The 21136-nt window shown below is 39.2% G+C and carries 10 protein-coding genes; 8 read left to right on the top strand and 2 right to left on the bottom strand.

Annotation, left to right across the window (positions count from 1 at the left end; all coding sequences use genetic code 11):
- Positions 1-117: 117 nt before the first annotated feature.
- From sbnA to BLS33_RS19280, 5 genes are all read left to right on the top strand, one after another.
- The gene (sbnA, locus tag BLS33_RS19300) at positions 118-1140 is read left to right on the top strand and encodes a 2,3-diaminopropionate biosynthesis protein SbnA (RefSeq protein ID WP_089893840.1); all 1023 of its coding nucleotides are present in this window, start codon (positions 118-120) and stop codon (positions 1138-1140) included.
- The gene (locus tag BLS33_RS19295; protein WP_089893588.1) at positions 1127-2956 is read left to right on the top strand and encodes an FAD/NAD(P)-binding protein; all 1830 of its coding nucleotides are present in this window, start codon (positions 1127-1129) and stop codon (positions 2954-2956) included. Before sbnA ends, BLS33_RS19295 begins: the two co-directional genes overlap by 14 nt.
- Positions 2949-4442, top strand: coding sequence for a Y4yA family PLP-dependent enzyme (locus BLS33_RS19290; RefSeq protein WP_089893585.1), 1494 nt, complete (start codon positions 2949-2951; stop codon positions 4440-4442). Before BLS33_RS19295 ends, BLS33_RS19290 begins: the two co-directional genes overlap by 8 nt.
- Positions 4443-4875: 433 nt before the next feature.
- Positions 4876-6546: a response regulator gene (locus BLS33_RS19285; RefSeq protein ID WP_245731566.1), complete on the top strand. Its 1671-nt coding sequence runs from the start codon at positions 4876-4878 to the stop codon at positions 6544-6546.
- A gap of 355 nt (positions 6547-6901) precedes the next feature.
- Positions 6902-11137, top strand: coding sequence for a hybrid sensor histidine kinase/response regulator (locus tag BLS33_RS19280; RefSeq protein WP_245731565.1), 4236 nt, complete (start codon positions 6902-6904; stop codon positions 11135-11137).
- 162 nt (positions 11138-11299) lie between these two features.
- Here the strand turns inward: BLS33_RS19280 and BLS33_RS19275 are convergent, their stop codons facing one another.
- Together BLS33_RS19275 and BLS33_RS19270 are read right to left on the bottom strand one after the other, a co-directional pair.
- Positions 11300-13081: a RagB/SusD family nutrient uptake outer membrane protein gene (locus BLS33_RS19275; RefSeq protein ID WP_089893582.1), complete on the bottom strand. Its 1782-nt coding sequence runs from the start codon at positions 13079-13081 to the stop codon at positions 11300-11302.
- Positions 13082-13125: 44 nt separating this feature from the next.
- Positions 13126-16377, bottom strand: a complete 3252-nt coding sequence (locus BLS33_RS19270; protein WP_089893578.1) for a SusC/RagA family TonB-linked outer membrane protein — start codon at positions 16375-16377, stop codon at positions 13126-13128.
- Between the two features lie 587 nt (positions 16378-16964).
- Between BLS33_RS19270 and BLS33_RS19265 the strand changes: the two genes are divergently transcribed.
- From BLS33_RS19265 to BLS33_RS19255, 3 genes are all read left to right on the top strand, one after another.
- Positions 16965-18218 (top strand): glycoside hydrolase family 88 protein, encoded by a 1254-nt coding sequence (locus BLS33_RS19265; protein ID WP_089893575.1) that lies wholly within the window; start codon positions 16965-16967, stop codon positions 18216-18218.
- A 49-nt stretch (positions 18219-18267) separates the two neighbouring features.
- The gene (locus tag BLS33_RS19260) at positions 18268-19617 is read left to right on the top strand and encodes an alpha-L-fucosidase (protein WP_218129616.1); all 1350 of its coding nucleotides are present in this window, start codon (positions 18268-18270) and stop codon (positions 19615-19617) included.
- A gap of 142 nt (positions 19618-19759) precedes the next feature.
- Positions 19760-21136, top strand: a complete 1377-nt coding sequence (locus BLS33_RS19255) for a right-handed parallel beta-helix repeat-containing protein (protein WP_143017653.1) — start codon at positions 19760-19762, stop codon at positions 21134-21136.

Below are 21136 nucleotides of genomic sequence, written 5' to 3'. Positions count from 1 at the left end.
AATTTTGACTGTATGCAGTTAAGGCCTATCATACGCTTTTTATAATATCGTAGTGTACAATTACAGCGTATGAAATTCACGATTTTCAATCTGGTAATTGTAGTTAAAAAAAGAAAAATGAGAAATATAGCAACAAACATATTAGATGCCATCGGCCATACGCCACTGGTACGACTCAATAACATTTTCGACGATCAACAGCGCGTTTTTGCCAAACTCGAAGGTTCAAATCCCGCTGGTAGTATGAAAGATAGAACTTCATATCTAATCATTTCCGAACTTCTGAGAAATGAAATAATCGGTAGGGGAGGTACTATAATAGAGTCGAGTTCGGGAAACATGGCAGTTGGCCTGGCCCAAGCCTGTCTCTTTTATGGTTTAAAACTTATGGTGGTCGTTGACCCTAATTTGAACCCACAAACCCATAAGTTATTGACTACCTATGGAGCTGAAATCATAATGGTAAAAGAGCCGCATCCAGAAGGAGGCTTACTAGCGGCCCGTTTAGAAAAGGTAAAAGAGTTGTTGGTTACGATACCTAATAGTATATGGTCGAACCAATACGGAAATCCGAATAACCCAAAAGCCCATCATGCTACAATGAACGAAATTATGCGGGCCTTGCACAATGATTTAGATTATCTGTTCATTGCTACGAGCACCTGTGGTACTTTAATGGGTTGTGCCAACTATATTGAAAAGAATGAATTAAAAACTAAATTAATCGCAGTAGATGCGGTCGGGAGCATCTTGTTCGGAGATAAAGAAGGAAAGCGAAAAATTCCGGGCCATGGTGCGGGAATGCCTTCAAAATTTCTTGATGTATCGAAACTATATGATGTGGTTCATGTATCGGATGCAGAATGTATAAAAGGTTGTAGGAAGCTGCTAAAGGAAGAAGCGATACTCTGCGGAGGGTCATCTGGTGGAATTGTATCGGCCTATTTAAAATATGCCGAGCGCCTACCTAAGAATTCGACATCCGTTCTTTTACTTCCCGATAGGGGGGAACGCTATTTAGATACAGTTTATAATGATGATTGGGTAAGGGAAAATATTGATGGGGAAAATACTCCGGATACATTTTCTGACCCACTAAGAAGAACAAAATTCAAAACCTTTGTAAATGCGTCCATATAGTATAGCTATTATTGGGGTGGGGCCAAAAGGGCTTTATGCATTCGAGCGATTATTGGCACGATTGCACCAAGAGAATAATGATTCAAACATCGAAGTTCATCTCTTTGAGAAAACCGGGGTTTTTGGGGCGGGAGAAATATATCATCCCAATCAACCGGAATATTTGTTAATGAATTATCCCAATAGAAATATAAATGTCTGGCTAAAGGAACATCCTGAATCAATCGTTCCCGAAAGGTTGGATTTTGTAGCATGGTTGGATAAAAATGGTGGTCCTTCCATAGGTGATTCTGAAAATGGATTCTCCCCACGACGAACGGTCGGTGAATATCTTATCTATTGTTTCAATTTATTGGAGAAGCATGCAAAAAAGTCCATTCAAATTATCAAACATAAAACAGAGGTAACTGATGTTAAACCTCATGGGGATGAATTGCTTTTAAGGTATGTAAGTCAGTATAGTAGACTATCAACAACTTTGAAGGTAAATGAAGTATTGCTCACAACGGGACACTCAAGTTGCAAGGCCAAACTTGAAAGGGATAAAGATAGTTGTGCACCGGATATAGATCACCAAGCTTTTATCCCTTTTGTTTATCCTGTTGAAGAAAAATTGGCACCAATAAAGGCAAATACCAGAGTAGCCGTAAAAGGTCTTGGATTAACTTTTATTGACACCGTTTTGGCCCTGACGGAAGGTAGGGGAGGCCGGTTTGAAAAATTGAAGAACGGAAGGTTGATTTACATGCCGTCTGGTCGAGAGCCAAGCAAGATATTTCCCTTTTCAAGAAGTGGTATGCCCATGATTCCGCGCAACGCTAATGAGGGTTTACTTCCTTATAAACCCATATATTTTACTCCCGAAAATATCAAGGCACAAGCAGGTTCAAACCAAAAAATCAGTTTTGCTAAACATATGTTGCCGCTACTAATTTCGGAGATGCAGTATCGTTATTATCGAATTGTATTCGAGAGCCATGACTTGAGTTTTTATCCCGATAAGAACTTAAGAAGTTTAGATAAACAGATCAGGGTCTTTCATGAGCAGTACCCTCAAGTTTACAGGTTTAATTTTACAGATTTATTTAAAGCCAAACCTTTTGATGAATCCGTGTCAGAGCTTGGTGCTCTTGCTTATTGGCATTATCTTTTAAAAGAGGCGGCGCTCGGTTCCGAATCAAGTGCATTTATGGCAGCAGCCACGACCTGGGGCAGATTAAGTGAAACTTTTAATGCTATTTATAGTTTTGGGGGAATGACAGCTGATTCGCAAGCCCTATTCGATTCGCAATACCGCTCAATATTGAACAGAATTTCTTATGGTCCGCCGCTGCTGAATATGAAAAAAATGGTGGCACTCGTTGAAACCGGCCTTATTGATTTAGATTTTTCCGAGAAGCCGGAAGTTCAAACCTTGAATGAAGGGTGGGGTATCTGTACAAATCAGTTTAATTTTCAAAAAGTTGATGTATTGATAGATGCAAGAATTCCCACCTTAGATTCAACTAAAGATTGGTCTTTATTGTTTTCGAACATGCGAAAAAATGGGTTGTTACGCCCGTTCACAATCTCCGATGATACTACTTATGAGGCTGGTTGCCCCGAAATTGACAGACAAGGTAGGGCCGTTGACCATAACGGTTATCCTATACTCAATATATCACTTTATGGTACGCCGACCGAAAGAATTACTTATGATAACGATACACTCTCGCGAACCAGAAATAATTTTGCCTCACAATGGGCCCTGAACGTTTTGAAAAACTACAAGGCAACCACAATTAAATCAAAGAAATCAAAAATTTATAATGGATAATAATACCTATTTTAAATCAACTGGAAAAAATCAACTAACGCCAATAACAAGTACGTGGATGCATCAGTTCATGGGCAATTCGGAGTTAGTAGAAGAACTCGTCGAGAAATATGGTTCGCCTATTAATGTGCATCATATTCCCTCGTTCCATAAAAATATAATGGAGTATCAAGAAGTTTTTGAAAATTTTGAGGTCAACGGTCAAATATACTTTGCCCGAAAGGCGAACAAAAGCCAAATTCTCGTCAAGTCGGCCATAGAGTTTGGCATAGGTGTAGACACGGCCAGCTATCGGGAGTTGGAACAGGCGATTTCATTAGGAGGTACGAACGACAATGTAGTGCTGACCGCAGCTATAAAGAATGAGGCACTCATGCGACTGGCTATACAAAATCAGATTCCTATAATCATTGATAATCTAGACGAATTGCAATTGGCAAACAAAGTTGCCGGAGATTTGAATCAAAAAGCAACCATTGGTTTACGCATAAGTGGTTTTCAAGTCGGGAAGCAAAAATTGTATAGCAGGTTCGGCTTTGATATCGAGCAAGATGTATACAATTTGAAAGTTTGGTTTTCTGATTCATCTACTTTTAAGAACTTACAATTGACTGGTTTTCATTTTCACTTGGATGGATATTCTATCGAGGAGCGGGGCGAGGCTACAATTCAAAGTTTAACGATTGTTCAACAATTTCGTCAGATGGGTCACCATATCGAATTTTTGGACATAGGTGGCGGAATATTGATGAACTATTTAGAGTCGAAAGCCGAATGGGTGACTTTTCAAAATAACCTAAAAGATGCTGTATTGGGAAAAGGGGAGGCAATAACTTTTAATAATAACGGGCTGGGGTTTTCTTTGAACGATAAGTATCAACTTCAAGGTGATTTGAAAACCTATCCCTATTACAATGAGGTCAACGGCGCAAAATTTTTAAGCGAAGTTTTGAGTTATAAAAATGAAAATGGTCAAACGGTGGCAGAGCTAATAAAAGAAGCTAACATTCAAATGCGTATCGAGCCGGGACGTTCTTTACTGAATCAAGTGGGTCTAACACTGGGCACAGTCGCACATAGAAAACGTGATGCCAAGGGCAATTGGTTAGTGGGTCTTGAGATGAATATGAGTCAGTTAAAGAGTTCAAGTGCAGATTTTTTGCTAGATCCGTTCGTCATTTATCGTTCTGAAACCGAAGAAAACGAATCCGCTGAGGTCTATTTTACGGGGGCTTACTGTTTGGAGCAAGATGTATTGCTCAAAAGAAAACTGGTCTTTCCGAGATTGCCGTCCCGTGGCGACTATGTCGCTTTTGTTAATACTGCGGGCTATATGATGCATTTCTACGAAACGGAAGCCCATCTTTTTGAACTTTCCCAAAACCTCTATATAAACCGCGAGGCTGAAAATTTAGAAGTCGAACATATTCACAACGATTCAAATCTTATACGCGAGAAAGAAACTGTTGATATGAAGGAAAACTAAATTTTTTCAATAAGCGATAGGAAACAATGAGTTGTTATTTTGATATGGCCCAAAGCCATTCGTAACCCTCATCCCAAATTAAGAATATGGGATGCATTGTTCAGGAAGTATTTGTAGAAATTTTTGATTCTATTTCTAAATGGTCCTTGCAGATTTATCGCATTTTGGTCAATAAATTTTTAGAATTAATCAAATATCAAACCCCAAAAAGCGTTTTGTATTTGTAAAACCTCTTTGGGGAGTCACTACGTCACCAATAGAAGTTCAATTATTGTTTCGATTTCCATCCGCTGGATAACTATTAGAAAATAAGAAGAACGACATGGCAGCAGAAAGTGATATTTTGATAAAATAAAAATCAGACAACTGAAAGGGGGTAAGTTGGTTTTGGAACCGTTACCTTATATTTGTCTTACATAAAAACGCCTAAATTATGTCAGAATTTTCTAAAAGAAGGGTAAGCCTTGTCTTTACACTTTCATTATTGACTACCGCTATAGCAATAATTTGGTTTATTGTATCTAGAATGCTTAATATGAATGAATTAAGCACCTATATTGCCTTCACAGGGACTCTTTTTATCCTTTCCGCAATTATCTCCAGAAGAGGAAATCTTACAGTGGCACGTTTTATCTATATGATTGCCTTTAGTTTTAGTGTTACCCTGACTGCCTCATTTATTGGAAAAGCCGGTAGTGTAGAATTTATCCTGATGTTTGCCATGGCATTGCCTTTTGTATTGTTTTCCTTTAGACGGGAAAAACTTTTTATCGCAATATTTTCAGGCTTGTCGATGATATTTTGGTTTCTCTTATATTTTACCGATTTTAATCTCTTTACCAGTACCCATATGGATCCAGTACTGGCAGGAAGATATATTTATCCCATTTCCATTTTTACCACCATTATCCTAGTAACGTATCAATTGATATATTTCTCCTTTATAAATGCTGGTTTTTATTCTAAAATACACAATCAGCGTGAAGAGGCCATTGAAGCATCAAATGCCAAGTCTAGGTTTTTAAGTATGATGAGCCATGAGATACGGACTCCATTAAATGCAATCACGGGTCTCTCGCATATATTAGGTGATTCGAATCCTCGGGAGGACCAAATGCAGAATATAGAGGCGTTAAATTACTCTGGAAAAATACTGCTGAATTTACTGAATAATGTTTTGGATTTTAGTAAAATGGAATCAACAAAAATTGAGCTTGATCCAATTCCTACTAACATTTTAGCAGCGGTGAAACAGATAAAAAAGATTCATGAGCCCAGTTGCTTACGTAAAGGAATTACTTTGGAATTGGAAATTGATGATGAACTTCCTATTGTTTGGTTAGATATTGTTCGTTTCAATCAGGTAATCAATAATCTAGTTTCCAACGCTATTAAGTTCACCGACGAAGGTAGCGTGACTTTGAAAATCGTAAAAGAAACCGAGACAAATGACAGCGTACGCATACGCACCGAAATCATAGATACAGGAATTGGTATTGATGAAGAACAACAAAAAAAAGTTTGGCAGGCCTTTACGCAAGCCTCAAGTAATACGAATCGTATATACGGTGGAACCGGGCTTGGGTTGCCTATTGTTAAAGGTATAATTGAAGCCATGGGCTCGGTGGTACGGGTTGAAAGCCAAATGGGAGTCGGAAGTCGCTTTTATTTCAATTTGGAACTAAAGTTGGCCTCAAGTCAAGAGTTGGACCAAATCACCCAAAAGAGAGTACATGATTTAAAGGGAAAAAAAGTATTGTTGGTAGAAGACAATCAAATCAATGTTATGGTGGGAAAACAAATTTTAGAGAAGGCCAACTTAGTGGTAGACGTTGCTTATGATGGTCTAGTTGCCGTTAACAAAGCACAGGAAAATAACTATCATGTAATTTTGATGGATATTCAAATGCCCGTAATGGATGGTTATATGGCAGCTGAAAAAATAAGAAAATTTAATACCACTGTGCCCATTCTTGCTTTATCGGCCTCCGTATTTCAAGAGGTGAAAGACAAAATGCATGAAAGTGGTATGGACGGCTTTATTTTCAAGCCCTTCGACCCAGAAAATCTGCTCAACAAAATAGAAGAAATAGTAAATAAATAGTATCTTCCACCGAATAGTGAAGAACGAAGGATCTATGCCATTGCATATTATCGATTTGTATTCACAAAGAGGTTAGCCTTATTCCTATTGAATATTTTTTTGAAAGATAAAGAAAGCTAGAATAGACGGAAACATTAAAACTTCACGTATTATAATTTCCAAATCGAAGTCCACTTTGAAGGAATAGTTTTCAAATGGTTGATTTTTCTCATTTTCAGATTCAATTTCAGACTTCCCGACAAACATTTTAATAGTAAATTTTGAAATCTACACATAATGCCATGGGTTCGGAAGGATAAATAAAAACCAATTCTTTTCAATAACTTTGATTGTATGTAGAATAAGCTCAAGCCTCATGTCTTATTGGTTTGAACGTATTTTTGTGCATGATATGGAACGACGCAGAAGTTTGGGAAAAGTGAAGATTGTCTTTTATTTGCTGATATGGCTATCGGCCATATCTCTTACGTATTCCCAATTTCCTAACCTTAAATTTGAAAATCTTGACACGGCCGAGGGTCTGTCCAGCAGTACTTGTACTGAAATATTTCAAGATAGCGAAGGGTTTTTATGGTTTGCCACCATAGATGGACTGAATAAATATAACGGATACGAGTTTGAAATCTACCGTTCTATTTTGAATGATTCAACCTCGATAAGCAATAATAGAATAAATGCAATAACTGAAGACAAGTATGGTAACATTTGGGTTGGCACAAACAACGGCCTGAATGTTTTTAATAAAAAAACCGATCAATTCTACCGAATAGGCCTATATAGGCAATTGTCTCTTTCAAATAGCCCGAGAAAAGTTATTAACGATGTATTGTATGATGAAAAAAACAATGTGTTATGGGCGGCAACGAATAATGGTGCTATAAAAATAATGTTTCAGGGCGATCTAATAACTCAAGATAAATTAGAATTTTCATATTATATGAACGATGAATCCAATGCCTATTCATTGGACCACAATAGTGTGAATTCGATTATTGTAGATGGGCAAAATGAGGTTTGGCTGGTTACCGGTGGCCGATATCTTAATCGGTATAACGGGAAGACGGATAATTTTGAGCGGGTACATATCGACTATGAGCGACCTTATGAATTAAATCATTTGCCTAAAAATGTGTTTGTAGATTCCGATGATGATTTTTGGATCGGAAACGACCTTTCGAACCTAATTTTATGGTCCCGGAAAAATAATTCCTTTACCCATCTCTCGTTCGCAGATGTCCATATACCCTATAGAAATCTACATCAAGACAATCACGGTGTCATTTGGGTGTCTTCAGATGGTCACGGCCTTTTTCTTCTCAACAAAGAGGAAAAAAAAGTGGAGCAGCAAATCGTAAACAATCACTTTGATTCGTTTTCCTTGCCAAATGATAAACCTTCGACCTTTTTAGAAGACGATAGCGGTATTCTATGGATAGGGAGTTATGACAAAGGCGTAAGCAAATTAGACCCCTCAAAGTATTCATTCGGCCATTATTATTATCAACCTGACAATGCCCAGGGCCTTAATGAAAAAATCGTACAATCCGTATTACAAGATGACAAGGGAAGAATTTGGATTAGTGCCTATGACGGAGGTCTCAACCTTTTTAACGAAGAAAAAAAGACATACGAACATTACAGCCACGAGTATGGCAATAGTAACTCTTTAAGCTCAAACAAAATACTTTACACCTTTGACTCATCTGATGGTAAAATTTGGATTTGTACTTTAGATGGGGGCCTGAACAGTTTCGACCCTGAAAAGGGGAGGTTTATGAGATATGCGTATCGTCCTACTGACCCAAGCTCCATAGGTCAAAATTCTGTTTGGGCGGGGGTCGAAGACCACCAAAAAAGACTGTGGCTCGGCCTGCGAACAGAAGGGTTAAGTCTATTCGATCCCCATAGGCAAATCTTCCATAATTATAAGAACACTTCATTGAACGAAAACGGCCTGTCCAGTAATTCTGTACTACGTCTATTCATTGATTCTAAGAACCGTTTGTTGGTGGGTACTACGCTCGGATTAAATGTCGTTGAACTTGATGAAATACAAGAATATGCTCCTGAACAAATGCAATTTTCGGAGGTAAGGGAAAACGGCGTGCAAGGCAATAGAATAAATTATATTTCCGAAGACCATCTCGGAAATATTTGGTTGGGCACCGACAACGGCATACTGAAACTCGATAGCGGCCTAAAATTGATAAAATCGTACTCTTCCCTAAACGGCCTCCCCAACAATCTTGTGGTAGGTATTAAAGAAGATGATAATTATAATTTTTGGATTTCCACTAAAAGCGGACTATCATTTTTGAACCCGACCACCCATCAATTCAGAAACTTTAACGTGCATGATGGTTTGCAGGGTTCCGAGTTTCAGACCCAATCAATTGAAAAGACCCGGGACGGGCGTATTTTGGTAGGTGGTATTAATGGGTTTAATATTTTTCATCCAGATGATATCACATTTCCTTCTTCCGTTGTGTTGAAACCCCAAATCACCGATTTTAAACTGAACAACAAAAAAGTGGTTCAGGGCGACACTGTAAATGGGCGAGTCTTGATCAATGATGCGTTGGATTCTGAAGAAAAACTCAAATTGAGGTACAATGAAAATTATATTTCGTTTGAGTTTGTAGCACTTTATTTCGAGAATCCAGAGCAAGTGCAGTATGCGTACAAAATGCACGGCCTCGATGATGATTTTCTCAATATCGGCAACAATAGGGTTGTAAACCACTCCAATTTGCAGCCAGGTAACTATGTTTTTGAGGTCAAGGCATCTGTTGACGGCGAGTGGGTAGATGCCGGCGCGACACGATTGAATATTGAGATTTTACCGCCTTTCTGGAAAACTTGGTGGTTGTACTGTATATATGTGCTCGTAGGCGGTTTGCTTTTTTGGGCCATAATGTACTACTATACCCAAAAAGTAAGGGAAAACCAACGACACGAGTTAGATCAGATGAAACTGCAGTTTTTTGTGAACGTGTCGCATGAATTTAGAACACCATTAACCCTGATACTGAACCCGATAGATAATATACTTTCTAACGTAAATGAAACGAGCCCGATCAAATCTTCGGCGCTGACCATTCAGAGAAGCGCTAGGCGGTTGTTACATCTCATGAATCAATTGTTGGACTACAGAAAAATGGATGTGGGCATGTCTCCACTACAACTTGAAAAGGGAAATATCGTTAGGTTTTGCGAGGACATTTTTTCGCTTTTCGAGGGTTTGGCCAGTAAAAAGGAAATAGACTACCGGTTCAAATCGGGTTCGGAAAATATTACTACGCTTTTTGACCAGGATAAGGTAGAAAAAATAATCACCAATTTAATTTCCAATGCCATCAAGTTTACGAATAATGGGGGAGTCATTACCGTTTCGATGAAGAAGGTGTCACGGACAGAAAAAATATACGACTCACTATTCTTTACAAGGGAAAAACTCGGCGATTATGTTGAAATAATTGTCGAGGATAGTGGGGTCGGCTTAGACAAAGAACAATTGAAAAATATTTTTTCGCGATTTTATAATTTGGATGTTACCAAATCAGGTACCGGTATAGGGCTTAACTTTACGAAGGCATTGGTTGAAATGCACGGAGGTGATATTTCGGTAGAAAGCCAGCATAAAAAAGGAACCAAATTTATGGTACGATTGCCCTTGAATCTCAAAGCGCAACGGGAAAAGGTCGAGACAGTCAAGAATGAATTTCGCATCAACTCGATGAAGGCGGCAGAATACGATATGCTGATAGCGAATGAGGAAATTGATGTAGTCCCAAAGAAAGCACAGTCAGAACAAACGAACCTCCAAACGGTACTCATTGTAGAAGACAATAAAGAACTAAGAATACATTTGACCAACGATTTGAAAAGTGTTTACAATGTTAAAGAGGCCGCCAATGGCGAAAAAGGCTTGAAGATGGCGAGAAAATATTACCCCGATATCATTATTAGTGATGTGATGATGCCGAAGATGGATGGGTTTGAACTGTGTAGACAGATCAAGACCGAATTTGAAACCTCCCATATTCCCGTATTGCTGTTAACTGCAAAAAGTCAAGACGATGACCGGGTTACCGGTTACCATAGCGGGGCCGATGCGTATTTGGCCAAACCTTTTGTAACTAGGGTCTTGAAGGCTAGGGTCAGCAATTTGCTGGAGGCCAGAAAAAGGCTCAGACAACGGTTTTCAGAAGTGGGGGGTATCTTTCCCTCCAGCGAGGTAACCTCGAACAATATCGATGAGGCTTTTTTAGACAAGGCTACGAAAATTGTTTTGGATAATATTAGCGATATGGATTTCAAACAAGATCATCTTTTAAAGGAATTAGGGGTGGGACGTTCACAATTGTTTCGAAAAATAAGTTCCCTAACAGGAAACAACCCGAGTTATTTTATACGTACGGTCCGATTGAGATATGCTTCTGAACTTCTGAGAAAAAAGGAGTACTCTATTAAAGAGGTGAGTTATATGATCGGTTTTAATTCTACCGCCTATTTTAGCAAAACTTTCAAGGAACTATTTGATTTAACGCCTACTGAATTTATGGAAGGCAAATTAAAGTCCGATGTTTAGGATGATTAAACAATTCATTTTTACGCTACTCACTTTTAAGTTGGTACGCTTCCTGCCAACGGGATGGTATCTTTTAAAAAAAAAACAGCTGTGGTTTTTGCCACAGCCGCTTTCAAAAAAACTAACTCAATCAACTAACTCAATTTTTTTGATATATTTTCATTAGTACCCTGGGTTTTGAAGTAAATTTTCATTTAACCCCGTTTGAGATGTCGGCAGAGGGAATAAATAATCATCTCTAGAAAAGTTGCGGATCGACGAGGGCTGTACAATGAGACACCGTCTAGGGCCAACTCCTGTTGTGGTGGTTTCTTCTCCGAAACCATATCCGGCTGAATCGTATAGATCAGCGTTTCCTTCGTAAATAGTACCTTCAATAACAGCACCATATATGGTTTGACCCAATTCTTCCTCGGCAATACCCCATCGTTTTAAGTCATTAAACCGTGTTGCGCTCTCTGCATAAAGCTCGATGGTACGCTCTCTTCTAATTTCTGTTTCTATATCCATATTATTAGCAGCTAAAAAAGCATTGGAAAGAGGGGGTAAGCCAGCTCTAGATTTAACCAAATTTATAGACTCATTCATTTCAGCATCCGTTAGACTTCCATTTAACTCATATAAAGCTTCCGCATACATTAAATATACTTCTGCCAGGCGTAAAAATGGCATGTCATAGGCTTCGGTCGTTGTCGCTCTATAAGCTTCATCTGTTCCCCATTTCCAACTCATGAACTTTGAATTGAAGTAACCGAAATTGTTTGTTCCGCTTAAAAGCACGTCTCCATTTTCAGGTATCTCACCAAGGTTTTTATGATACGTAAAATAAGCTCTCATTCTATAATCCCTGTCTTGAAACTCATCAGGGGTATTGGCATACCCCTGGAACAATGGAGATTGATCTATAGGTAAACCATCGGCAGATAAAAACATATCCATCATTTTTCTACTGGGTTTTACTCTGCCTTCGAAAACATGACTTACTAATGTACCTGCTTGTCTAAAAGTAAAATCGTATTTATTATAAAAAATAAATTCTTTGTTTGTCGCCTTGTCCAATCCACCTGGGTTAGACCCGCCATCTTCTAGATTAAATAAGAAATTTGAACTCAAGTTATCAAGAACATCGTTGTAATTCCAAAGCTCATAACCGCCTTGATCCATTACCGTTTTGGTCAAGGTAACGACTTCTTGTAAATATGGATTTATATTACCTGCATCAAACCCTGCACTACCTGCCCCAGACGAAGTGCCATCGCCATCGGTGGTCGTATTCACATACTTCATCCATGTGGCTTCATGTAATAGAACTTCGGCCTTAAAAGCCATGGCTGCCCATTTACTGATTTTTCCTTTATCAGCAGAACTAATATTCTGTTCTGTAGGCAAACCCGCTATAGCGTCATCTAAGTCAGCTATAATCTGGGCGACAACTTCATATCTGCTATTACGGGGGGCATTCAACTCTTCCGAATCAACATCTAATGGTCGTGTTACTAAAGTAACACCTCCAAATCGTTGTACTAAAAAGAAATACTGCCAAGCTCTATGAAATTTAGTTACAGCTACATATTCGCCAATATCGTCTCCTTCGTAACTCTCCGCTCTTTCAAGTAAAAGGTTCATGTCTCTGATAGCCGTGTAAGCATTTGAATAATAATCATCGGCTTCTGGTGCCTGAGTGTCTCCTCTACTATATTCTTGCATACCACCATCTTCAGTATAACCGACTAAATCGGAACCGTGATCCGCATATATTCCCTGATCCTGCCATCTTATTAAGTTTGTATAGAATCTGTTAGAACCTGTTAAAAAATGCTCGGCTTCGGTATAATAAACTCCGTCCGTAATCGAAGCTGGCGGTGTTAAGTCTATAAATTCGTCTTCGCATCCGGTAAAGAATACCATTGCTACTAACAGGGGTATATATTTTATATTTTTCATTTGTCTATATTTTAATTACTAACTATCGTACAAAATTCATGTTATTACAATGATACTTTTAAACCCAAGGCCCAGGTGCGCATAAATGGATAGGCGCTGTTATTTGAACTGGCTTGAAATTCTGGGTCATAACCGTCTTTAACACTGGTAGTTTCAAACAAATCGTTTCCTGAAAAATAAATGCGTACATTATCTATAGGGGTGCTGCCTATTTCCAAGCCCTTTATGTTATATCCTACTATAAGGGATTTTAATCTCATATATCTATTATTTTGTAAAATATGGTCTTTACTTCTGTAATTCCATGCAGATAATCCACGTTGGGTAGTTAATCTAGGAAACTCTGCATTTCGGTTATCTTCTGTCCAAGTTCTGCCTAACCACGTATTGGATTGGTTCTGCCATTCTGCTTGAAAAGGTTGTGCGAAATAACCTGTTCTGTATATATTATGATCTAACGTACCTTGAAAAAATGCACTTACATCAAAATTCTTGTATTTTACATCAAAGTTAAGTCCATAAACATAATGAGGGGCTGCATCTCCTTTAAACGTTAAATCATCGTTATTTAGGCTACCATCTCCATTGGAATCTACAACGCGCATATCCCCGGGACGTAATGCATCGTTTGAATCTTGCGATGGCAATATGCCTCCTTCATTAAGACTAGCATAATAGGTGTCAACTTCGGCTTGAGAATCGAAATAACCATCAGTTTCCCATAAATAAAATGAGTTGATCGGTTTGCCTAAAATGTTTCGACCGCTATCTGCATCATTTAGGTTTTCAAAAATTGTTTGAGCCCCGTCATATTCAGTGATTTCGTTTCTAGTATCGCTCATATTAGCACTTGACGTAAAGTCTAAATCATCACCAATTTTACCTTGCCATCCTAACATGACTTCCCATCCTTTAGTCTCTAAAGTACCTATATTGGTAAATGGAGTTGCTGTACCAAGTACATCTGGTGTAATACCTCTAACAAGCATTCCAACATTGTCTTTCTGATAGAGGTCTAAAGAACCGAATATCTTGTTATTTAATAATCTAAAGTCTAAACCAATTTCTTTAGAAACAATGCGTTCCCAAGTTGTACTACTACTAAATAAACTACTGGCTCTTGAAGTTGCTTGTTGATTGGCGTTTGTTTCACCAAAAACCGTAGTACCGAAGCCAACGGTTGATAAATAGCCGAAATTACCAATACCGGAGGTACTTCCTAATTCACCATAACCACCTCTTAATTTTAAGAATGATATAAAGTTGCTGTCTTCGAGAAAATTTTCAGAACTTATAACCCAACCACCGGAAATACTGCCGTAATTAGACCATTTGGCCCCTTCTGCAAACCTTGAAGATCCATCTCGCCTGCCTTGTACTTCTAATAAATACTTGCCTTTATAATCATAATTTAGACGTCCGATATAACCGAAAAAGCCCCAGGCATTACCCCCACCTGCAGTTGTAACAAGTTGATCCGTGGCACCTAAATCTAAATCGTACACTCCATAATCAACAAAGCCATTTCTCCTAACACGATACTCATTAATTACATTTTTCTCTGCTTCTACTGCCAATAGGCCAGACACATTATGATCACCAAAGCTATTCGTATAGTTTAAGGCACCTTTATAATTCTTGTAAGTAATGTTGCCATCGTTGTTATCTGGCCCAGTTCCTTCTTCAATAAAAGTTGTATTATTTATATTATTGGAGAAACCTCCTTGCCAACTATAAAGCGGTACTGATACCGCATACACTTGGTATTCGCTATTTTGCTTACTAATGGCATAAGATCCGGTAAGGTTTAAATGGTCCGTTAGTTTATAAGTAGCCTGTGCAGCTATTTTGAACTGCTCAATTGCCTTGTTTTCACGGCCTGCATCTTTAACCTGTGCTATTGCATTTCTATCACCTGTAATCTCAACACCTCCAAAATTAGCGTAATATTGCCCTTGGGGGTTATAGGTAGGGAATAAGGGTGCGTCCCATGTAGCTGCTTCCCTTGCTAAACCTGCTGCAGGTCCTGAAAACTTATTATGAAAATAAGTAACATTAGTGTTTATACTTAGTTTATCACTTATATCAACACCATAATTCAATGAGAAATTATACCTGTCGGCACTATCATCTGCCACTTTTAAACCACCAACATTATTGTCATAGCCTGCAGAAATACGAAAATTACTTTTTTCAGTACCTCCAGATACACTAATATTATGTTGACTAGAGTAGGAGTTACCAAACATTTCATCAAACCTGGCAGCATCACCCAACCATATTCTTCCATTTATAGGTAAGTCATAATATCCTTCTTCACCGGCAGCGATTCTTTCTACCGTTTCAAAATCATTCCAAAAGAAATAACGTGGAGGTTTACCCGAAGCTATATCTTCTGAAGCTGCGGCTAAAAAAAGTTGTCCATATTCAGACATGCTTGGTGATGGTGGACGAATACCTATGGTACCCATACGGGTTATGGTACTTATGTCCACTTTAACATCCCCTCTTCCCTTTTTTGTTGTAACTAAAATAACACCCCCAGCGGCACGAGAACCGTACACAGATGCAGACCCACCTTTTAGAACGCTAATGCTTTCAATATCATTTGGGTTCATATCGTTAAAAGATGATGAATTTATTGAAGGAATACCATCAATAACAATTAGAGGTTCTATTCCGTTTATTGAAGAGGCACCTCTAATAAGAAAATTTATACCCTCATCACCAGGCCTTGAGGAACTACGGGTAACTGTTAAACCAGGAGTTCTACCCTGTAATGCCAACGCAGGGCTACCCACCGCTAAATCTTCAAAAGCTTCGGCCTTTACTTGTTCTACGGATCCTGTTAAGGTTTCTTTTTTTGCCGTTCCATAGCCAACGACCACTACCTCGTCAAGTTCGCTAACATCGGTCTCCAATGAAATATTGATTGTGTCATTGGTTCCCACTGTAATCTCTTGGCTGGTAAAGCCAATGGATGAAAAGATTAGTACAGTATTGCTCGATGGAACATTAATCGTATAATTTCCATCAAAGTCGGTCGTGGTTCCGTTGGTGGTACCCTTTACGATTACATTGGCCCCTGGAATAGGGAAACCATCATCGGCACTGATTACCGTACCTGTAATGGTAAGATTTTGTGTTATCTCCAGATTTAATACCGGGTTCTTCCAATTTGTGTCTGGTTCTGAAGCGTACAACGATGTTTGTATACCACTGATTAGAAATCCTAAGATTCCTAGTAAACCCGCCACATACTTTAGGTTGGTTTGATAGTTTTTAATTGTGTTCATAAAGTGTTATTTAATAGTTCGTAAAAGTTGAGTTGATTTAACAAAGTTTAGAGACCAAGACTTTTGCTTTGAAATCGTTAAGGCAATGTTAAAAAAAATGCCATCCGCAATCGATAAATTATAATGCAAAGACTATAAATTATGGTTCATTACGGCTGTTACTACCCCATTTTGCTACACTTTTATTAATAAAGGACAAAATTCACAAGAATTTATTGATGAAAATACTACAGTGCAATTCTTTCAAATTCCTTCATCAGGTACATGTGAATTTTGTATACAGCGCATTACCTGATTCTTTAGGGATATAACCCTTTTGCCTCGTTCGGTTTTATGGAAACCGTTTAATTGATCTAGCCGTAAAACATGGAATTAAATTGTTAAAAAACCAAGCGGTAATTATCGAGTGCTTAGGGAAAGTGGGTGCTATTTAATAGCTTGTGCTATAAAAAGAACTATAATTTATAGTCTTTGAGTAATGCTTTATCCAATTTTAAGCGTAATGTGGGTATAATTGCACAGGTAGTTTCCAGGTCTAAAGTTAATGAACGGGTAAACAGAATTAATAAAACGGATAATCCCCAAATATGAAAAACACCATATTAGTATTTAGTAGCCTTGTATTATTGTCCTTCACTATTGGTTGTGGTGATAAGCCACCTCAAAAGGCTGAGGTTGCTGCCTTTGATATCGTTGCACAAATAGAATATTGTAACGACCAAGCCGCCAAAACTTTGCTGCTAATTCCCAACGATTCTAGTAGTCTGCCAAGAAATATAGCCCCTGATAGCAAAGAATGGCGATTTATAAAATATACTGACTGGACTAGCGGATTTTGGCCCGGTACACTCTGGTACTTATATGAAGGTACTGGTAATAAAAAATGGGAAAAGGAGGCGGCCAAATACTCGAGGTACCTTACGCCGCTTTCGGTAATCCCCGCTATAGACCACGACCTTGGTTTTCAGATTTACAATAGTTTTGGGAACGGGTACAGGCTTACGGGAAATCCCGAATACAAGGAAATTATTCTGAAAACGGCGGATACTTTGGCAACCTTGTTCAACCCAAATGTGGGCACGATCCTGTCATGGCCACGCGAGGTACCCAATATGGAATGGCCGCAGCACAACACTATTATGGACAATATGATAAACCTGGAACTTTTGTTCTGGGCGTCTAAAAATGGGGGCGATAAATCGCTGTATGATTTAGCGGTCAGCCATGCCGATGTGACCATGGAAAATCATTTCAGGCCCGATTTCACTTCGTATCATGTAGTAATCTATGATCGGGAAACAGGAGAAAAAATTAAGGCGGTAACCCATCAGGGTTATGCCGATGACAGCATGTGGGCGCGCGGACAAGGGTGGGCCATTTATGGTTATACTATGGTCTACAGGGAAACGGGGGACGAAAAATATCTGGACTTTGCCCAAAAAGTGGCACAAGTCTATCTAGACCGTCTGCCCAATGACCTTATTCCTTATTGGGATTTCAATGCCCCCAATATTCCCGACGAGCCTAGGGATGCCTCTGCCGCCGCGCTGGTAGCATCGGCATTACTGGAGTTGACCACACTTACCAAAGATGCTGATCTGGCCCAGATGTATGCCGACAAGGCAGAGAAAATGTTGGTCGAACTTTCTGACAACTATCAAAGTAGGGATGAAAATTCGGCATTTTTGCTACATTCCACCGGACATAAACCCGGTGGAACCGAAATCGATTACTCAATAAATTACGCAGATTATTATTATGTAGAAGCCTTGTTGCGATTGCAAAGGCTAAAAACCGGTAAAACACTTGACGAATCGTTGTTGTCCGTTGCGAAACATTGAACTATTATATTATAATCCCATAAAGAACCTATTTTTTAAGAACCACGACATGAGAACATTAAAAAAATCAATAACCCTAGTATTTGCGATGGTGGTGGCCATGGGCAACCTTGTAGCACAGCGCAGTGCCCAAACGGAAAAACTATCCGATGATGAACGTATGGAGTGGTGGCGCGATGCCAAATTTGGTATGTTTATCCACTGGGGTGCTTACTCCATTATTGGAGGCGAACGGGGAGAACAAATTGCCGGCGGTGGTGCCGAATGGGCGATGGACAAATTGGATTATACTATTGAGGAATACGAAAAGTTCCCTAGAATGTTCAATCCTGAATTGTTCGATGCTGATGCCTGGGTAAAAATGGCCAAGGATGCGGGCATGAAATATATCGTTATCACTACCAAACATCATGACGGCTTCTGCCTATGGGATTCGGAAGTAACAGAATATGATATCATGGATACCTCACCTTATAAAAAAGATATCATAAAAGCATTGGCCGAAGCATCTAGAAAGCAGGGTCTTAAATTTGGAGTATACCACTCGATTGTCGATTGGCACCATCCGCAGGCCCAGGGAAATTTGTTTCCGAATTACAATGCGGGTCAAAAAGACCAAAGCGTGGTCAACCCTGAATTTCCTGAATACTTTAAAAATTACCTAAAACCCCAAGTCAAAGAGCTATTGACCAATTACGGTGATATTGATGTGGTCTGGTTCGACGGAGATTGGATTGCGGATTATACCACCGAAATGGGCAAGGATATGTACAATTTTATTATGGAAATACAACCCAATACCATTGTCAACAACCGTGTCGACAAAGGCCGTATGGGCATGGAAGGTATGGACAAGGAAGGGAATTTTGCCGGAGATTTTGGCACCCCAGAACAAGAAATTCCCGCTACGGGAATAGCCGAAGACTGGGAGTCGTGCATGACCATGAACGGCACTTGGGGCTATAAGCCCGACGACACCAAATGGAAAAGTAGTGAAGATCTTATTCAAAAATTGGTAGATATTGTTTCCAAAGGGGGCAACTTTTTATTGAACATTGGTCCTGATGGATTCGGAAGATTTCCTTCACAGAGTATTCGCCGTTTGAACGCCATGGGAGACTGGACCGAAGCCAATGGAGAAGCCATTTATGGCGCAACTGCTAGTCCGTATGATATGCCGGATTGGGGTCGCTATACCAAAAAGGAAGGTGTAGTGTTTGCACATGTTTTTGACTGGCCAAAGGATGGAAAATTGGTGTTGAATAAAGACATCAAGCTAAAAAAGGCATCGCTACTGACTGACCAAAATTCCGAACTGACTGCTGAAGACAATGTGGTTCAGCTTCCTAAAGAAACCCCCGACAAATCGGTGAGTGTAATTAAATTGGAATTACAATAAAAAGTGAAGGCTTTGCTATTCAATAAGAGATACCATTGAGTATACACCCATATGAACAAATTCATAAATAGACCCGCAAGCATGTTCAAAAAGCAAACTAAAACGATTATCCCAATTGAAATCAGTACGAAATAATATTCCCATGAAGCACCTAAAGCTACTCCCTTCTGTTCTATTCCTATTTATTGTGGTTTCATCGTTCAAGACTTCTATGACCGGAAATCGGAATGGGGTCATTAAAGTAGCTACTCTTTTGGAATTTAAAAAGTATCTGGACAAGGATAATGTGGAGGTCAGACTTGCGCCCGGCAACTATCAAATAAATGATGCCAAGAAAATTCGGTTCATGGAATTTACGGGCAACAACACCCATTTTGACCTGACGGGAGTACGCTTTATGGTCGATACCAAACTCTTTAGTCGAGATGATCTGGCCATTAGCGACGATGGCAACAGTATGTATTGTGCCATTGAAATTTCCGGTAAGAATGTTACGCTTGAAGGTCTGTACATCGAGACCTATGGCGATAAACCGGGCAGACAGAGCAAAAACAAGATATTTAATGTTGTAGGGGAGGATGTAACCTTAAAAAATATTGAGGTTCGTACGGCAGGTTCAAGTCCGTGGGGCTACGGAAGTCTGTATGGCATCGGTGGTAATAGCGGGGTGCGTAAGATGAACGGCATCCGGGTTGGCTATCCCGCAAAAAATGCCAAACTGATAGGATGCACCGTTCATATGCGAGCTATGGGGCATGCCATTTTTATACAAGGAGCTGAAAATACATTAATAGAAAATTGTCATGTAGATGGGTTGCTTAGAACTACCGATGCAATTCTTTCCGAAACATCTGGCTATGCATTTGACAAAAACTTTTATGCGGCTAAAGGAGGCTATGTAGAGGGCACGATCGTTGATGAAGACGGAAAAATTCTACCGGGGGAAATCATATCGCTAAGTGAAGATGGTATTCGAATGTACCCCGAATATAACGGACATAGAACTAAAAATACAACAGTTAAGAACTGTAGCGTAACGAAAATGCGAAGGGGTATTTGTACCGGACTAAGTACTTCAGGTGACAAAATAATTGATTGCGTGGTCCAAGACTGTGTGGCAACCGGTTATAATGTGGGCAATGCCGATACTTTAATCAATTGTAGCGCCGATGCCAAATATGCAGAAGCCTTTTGCATTCCCTACACCAATGCCAAAAGAGCCTATGTTGAAATGAACATTCTGGATAGTAGAGACGGACTGGCAAATGACTTACTGGCAAAAATTAATGGTTCTGAACATGAAGTTATTATTAAAACCTCCAATCCAGATTTCATACCGGAAAATATGGCCATTAAACTGTCTGTTTGGGAAGGTTACGGCAATTTTAATAAAAATGCCCAAATGCATGCCACTGACATTAAACTGGAAAATCAAACAGCAACGAAAGTGCTTTTGTTTCCCGGAACAAAAAAACCGACTATAAAAAGCAAGGGAGAAGTAGAGCAAGCAAACGAATAA

The organism is Kriegella aquimaris, assembly GCF_900103215.1.
Taxonomy (GTDB): domain Bacteria; phylum Bacteroidota; class Bacteroidia; order Flavobacteriales; family Flavobacteriaceae; genus Kriegella; species Kriegella aquimaris.
This window is presented reverse-complemented; position numbering and strand designations above follow the sequence as displayed.

Bases quoted from the DNA above. Each gene is read 5' to 3' on its own strand.
- sbnA (WP_089893840.1), top strand. From the start codon at position 118: ATGAGAAATATAGCAACAAACATATTAGATGCCATCGGCCATACGCCA.
- BLS33_RS19295 (WP_089893588.1), top strand. From the start codon at position 1,127: ATGCGTCCATATAGTATAGCTATTATTGGGGTGGGGCCAAAAGGGCTT.
- BLS33_RS19290 (WP_089893585.1), top strand. From the start codon at position 2,949: ATGGATAATAATACCTATTTTAAATCAACTGGAAAAAATCAACTAACG.
- BLS33_RS19285 (WP_245731566.1), top strand. From the start codon at position 4,876: ATGTCAGAATTTTCTAAAAGAAGGGTAAGCCTTGTCTTTACACTTTCA.
- BLS33_RS19280 (WP_245731565.1), top strand. From the start codon at position 6,902: ATGTCTTATTGGTTTGAACGTATTTTTGTGCATGATATGGAACGACGC.
- BLS33_RS19275 (WP_089893582.1), bottom strand. From the start codon at position 13,081: ATGAAAAATATAAAATATATACCCCTGTTAGTAGCAATGGTATTCTTT.
- BLS33_RS19270 (WP_089893578.1), bottom strand. From the start codon at position 16,377: ATGAACACAATTAAAAACTATCAAACCAACCTAAAGTATGTGGCGGGT.
- BLS33_RS19265 (WP_089893575.1), top strand. From the start codon at position 16,965: ATGAAAAACACCATATTAGTATTTAGTAGCCTTGTATTATTGTCCTTC.
- BLS33_RS19260 (WP_218129616.1), top strand. From the start codon at position 18,268: ATGAGAACATTAAAAAAATCAATAACCCTAGTATTTGCGATGGTGGTG.
- BLS33_RS19255 (WP_143017653.1), top strand. From the start codon at position 19,760: ATGAAGCACCTAAAGCTACTCCCTTCTGTTCTATTCCTATTTATTGTG.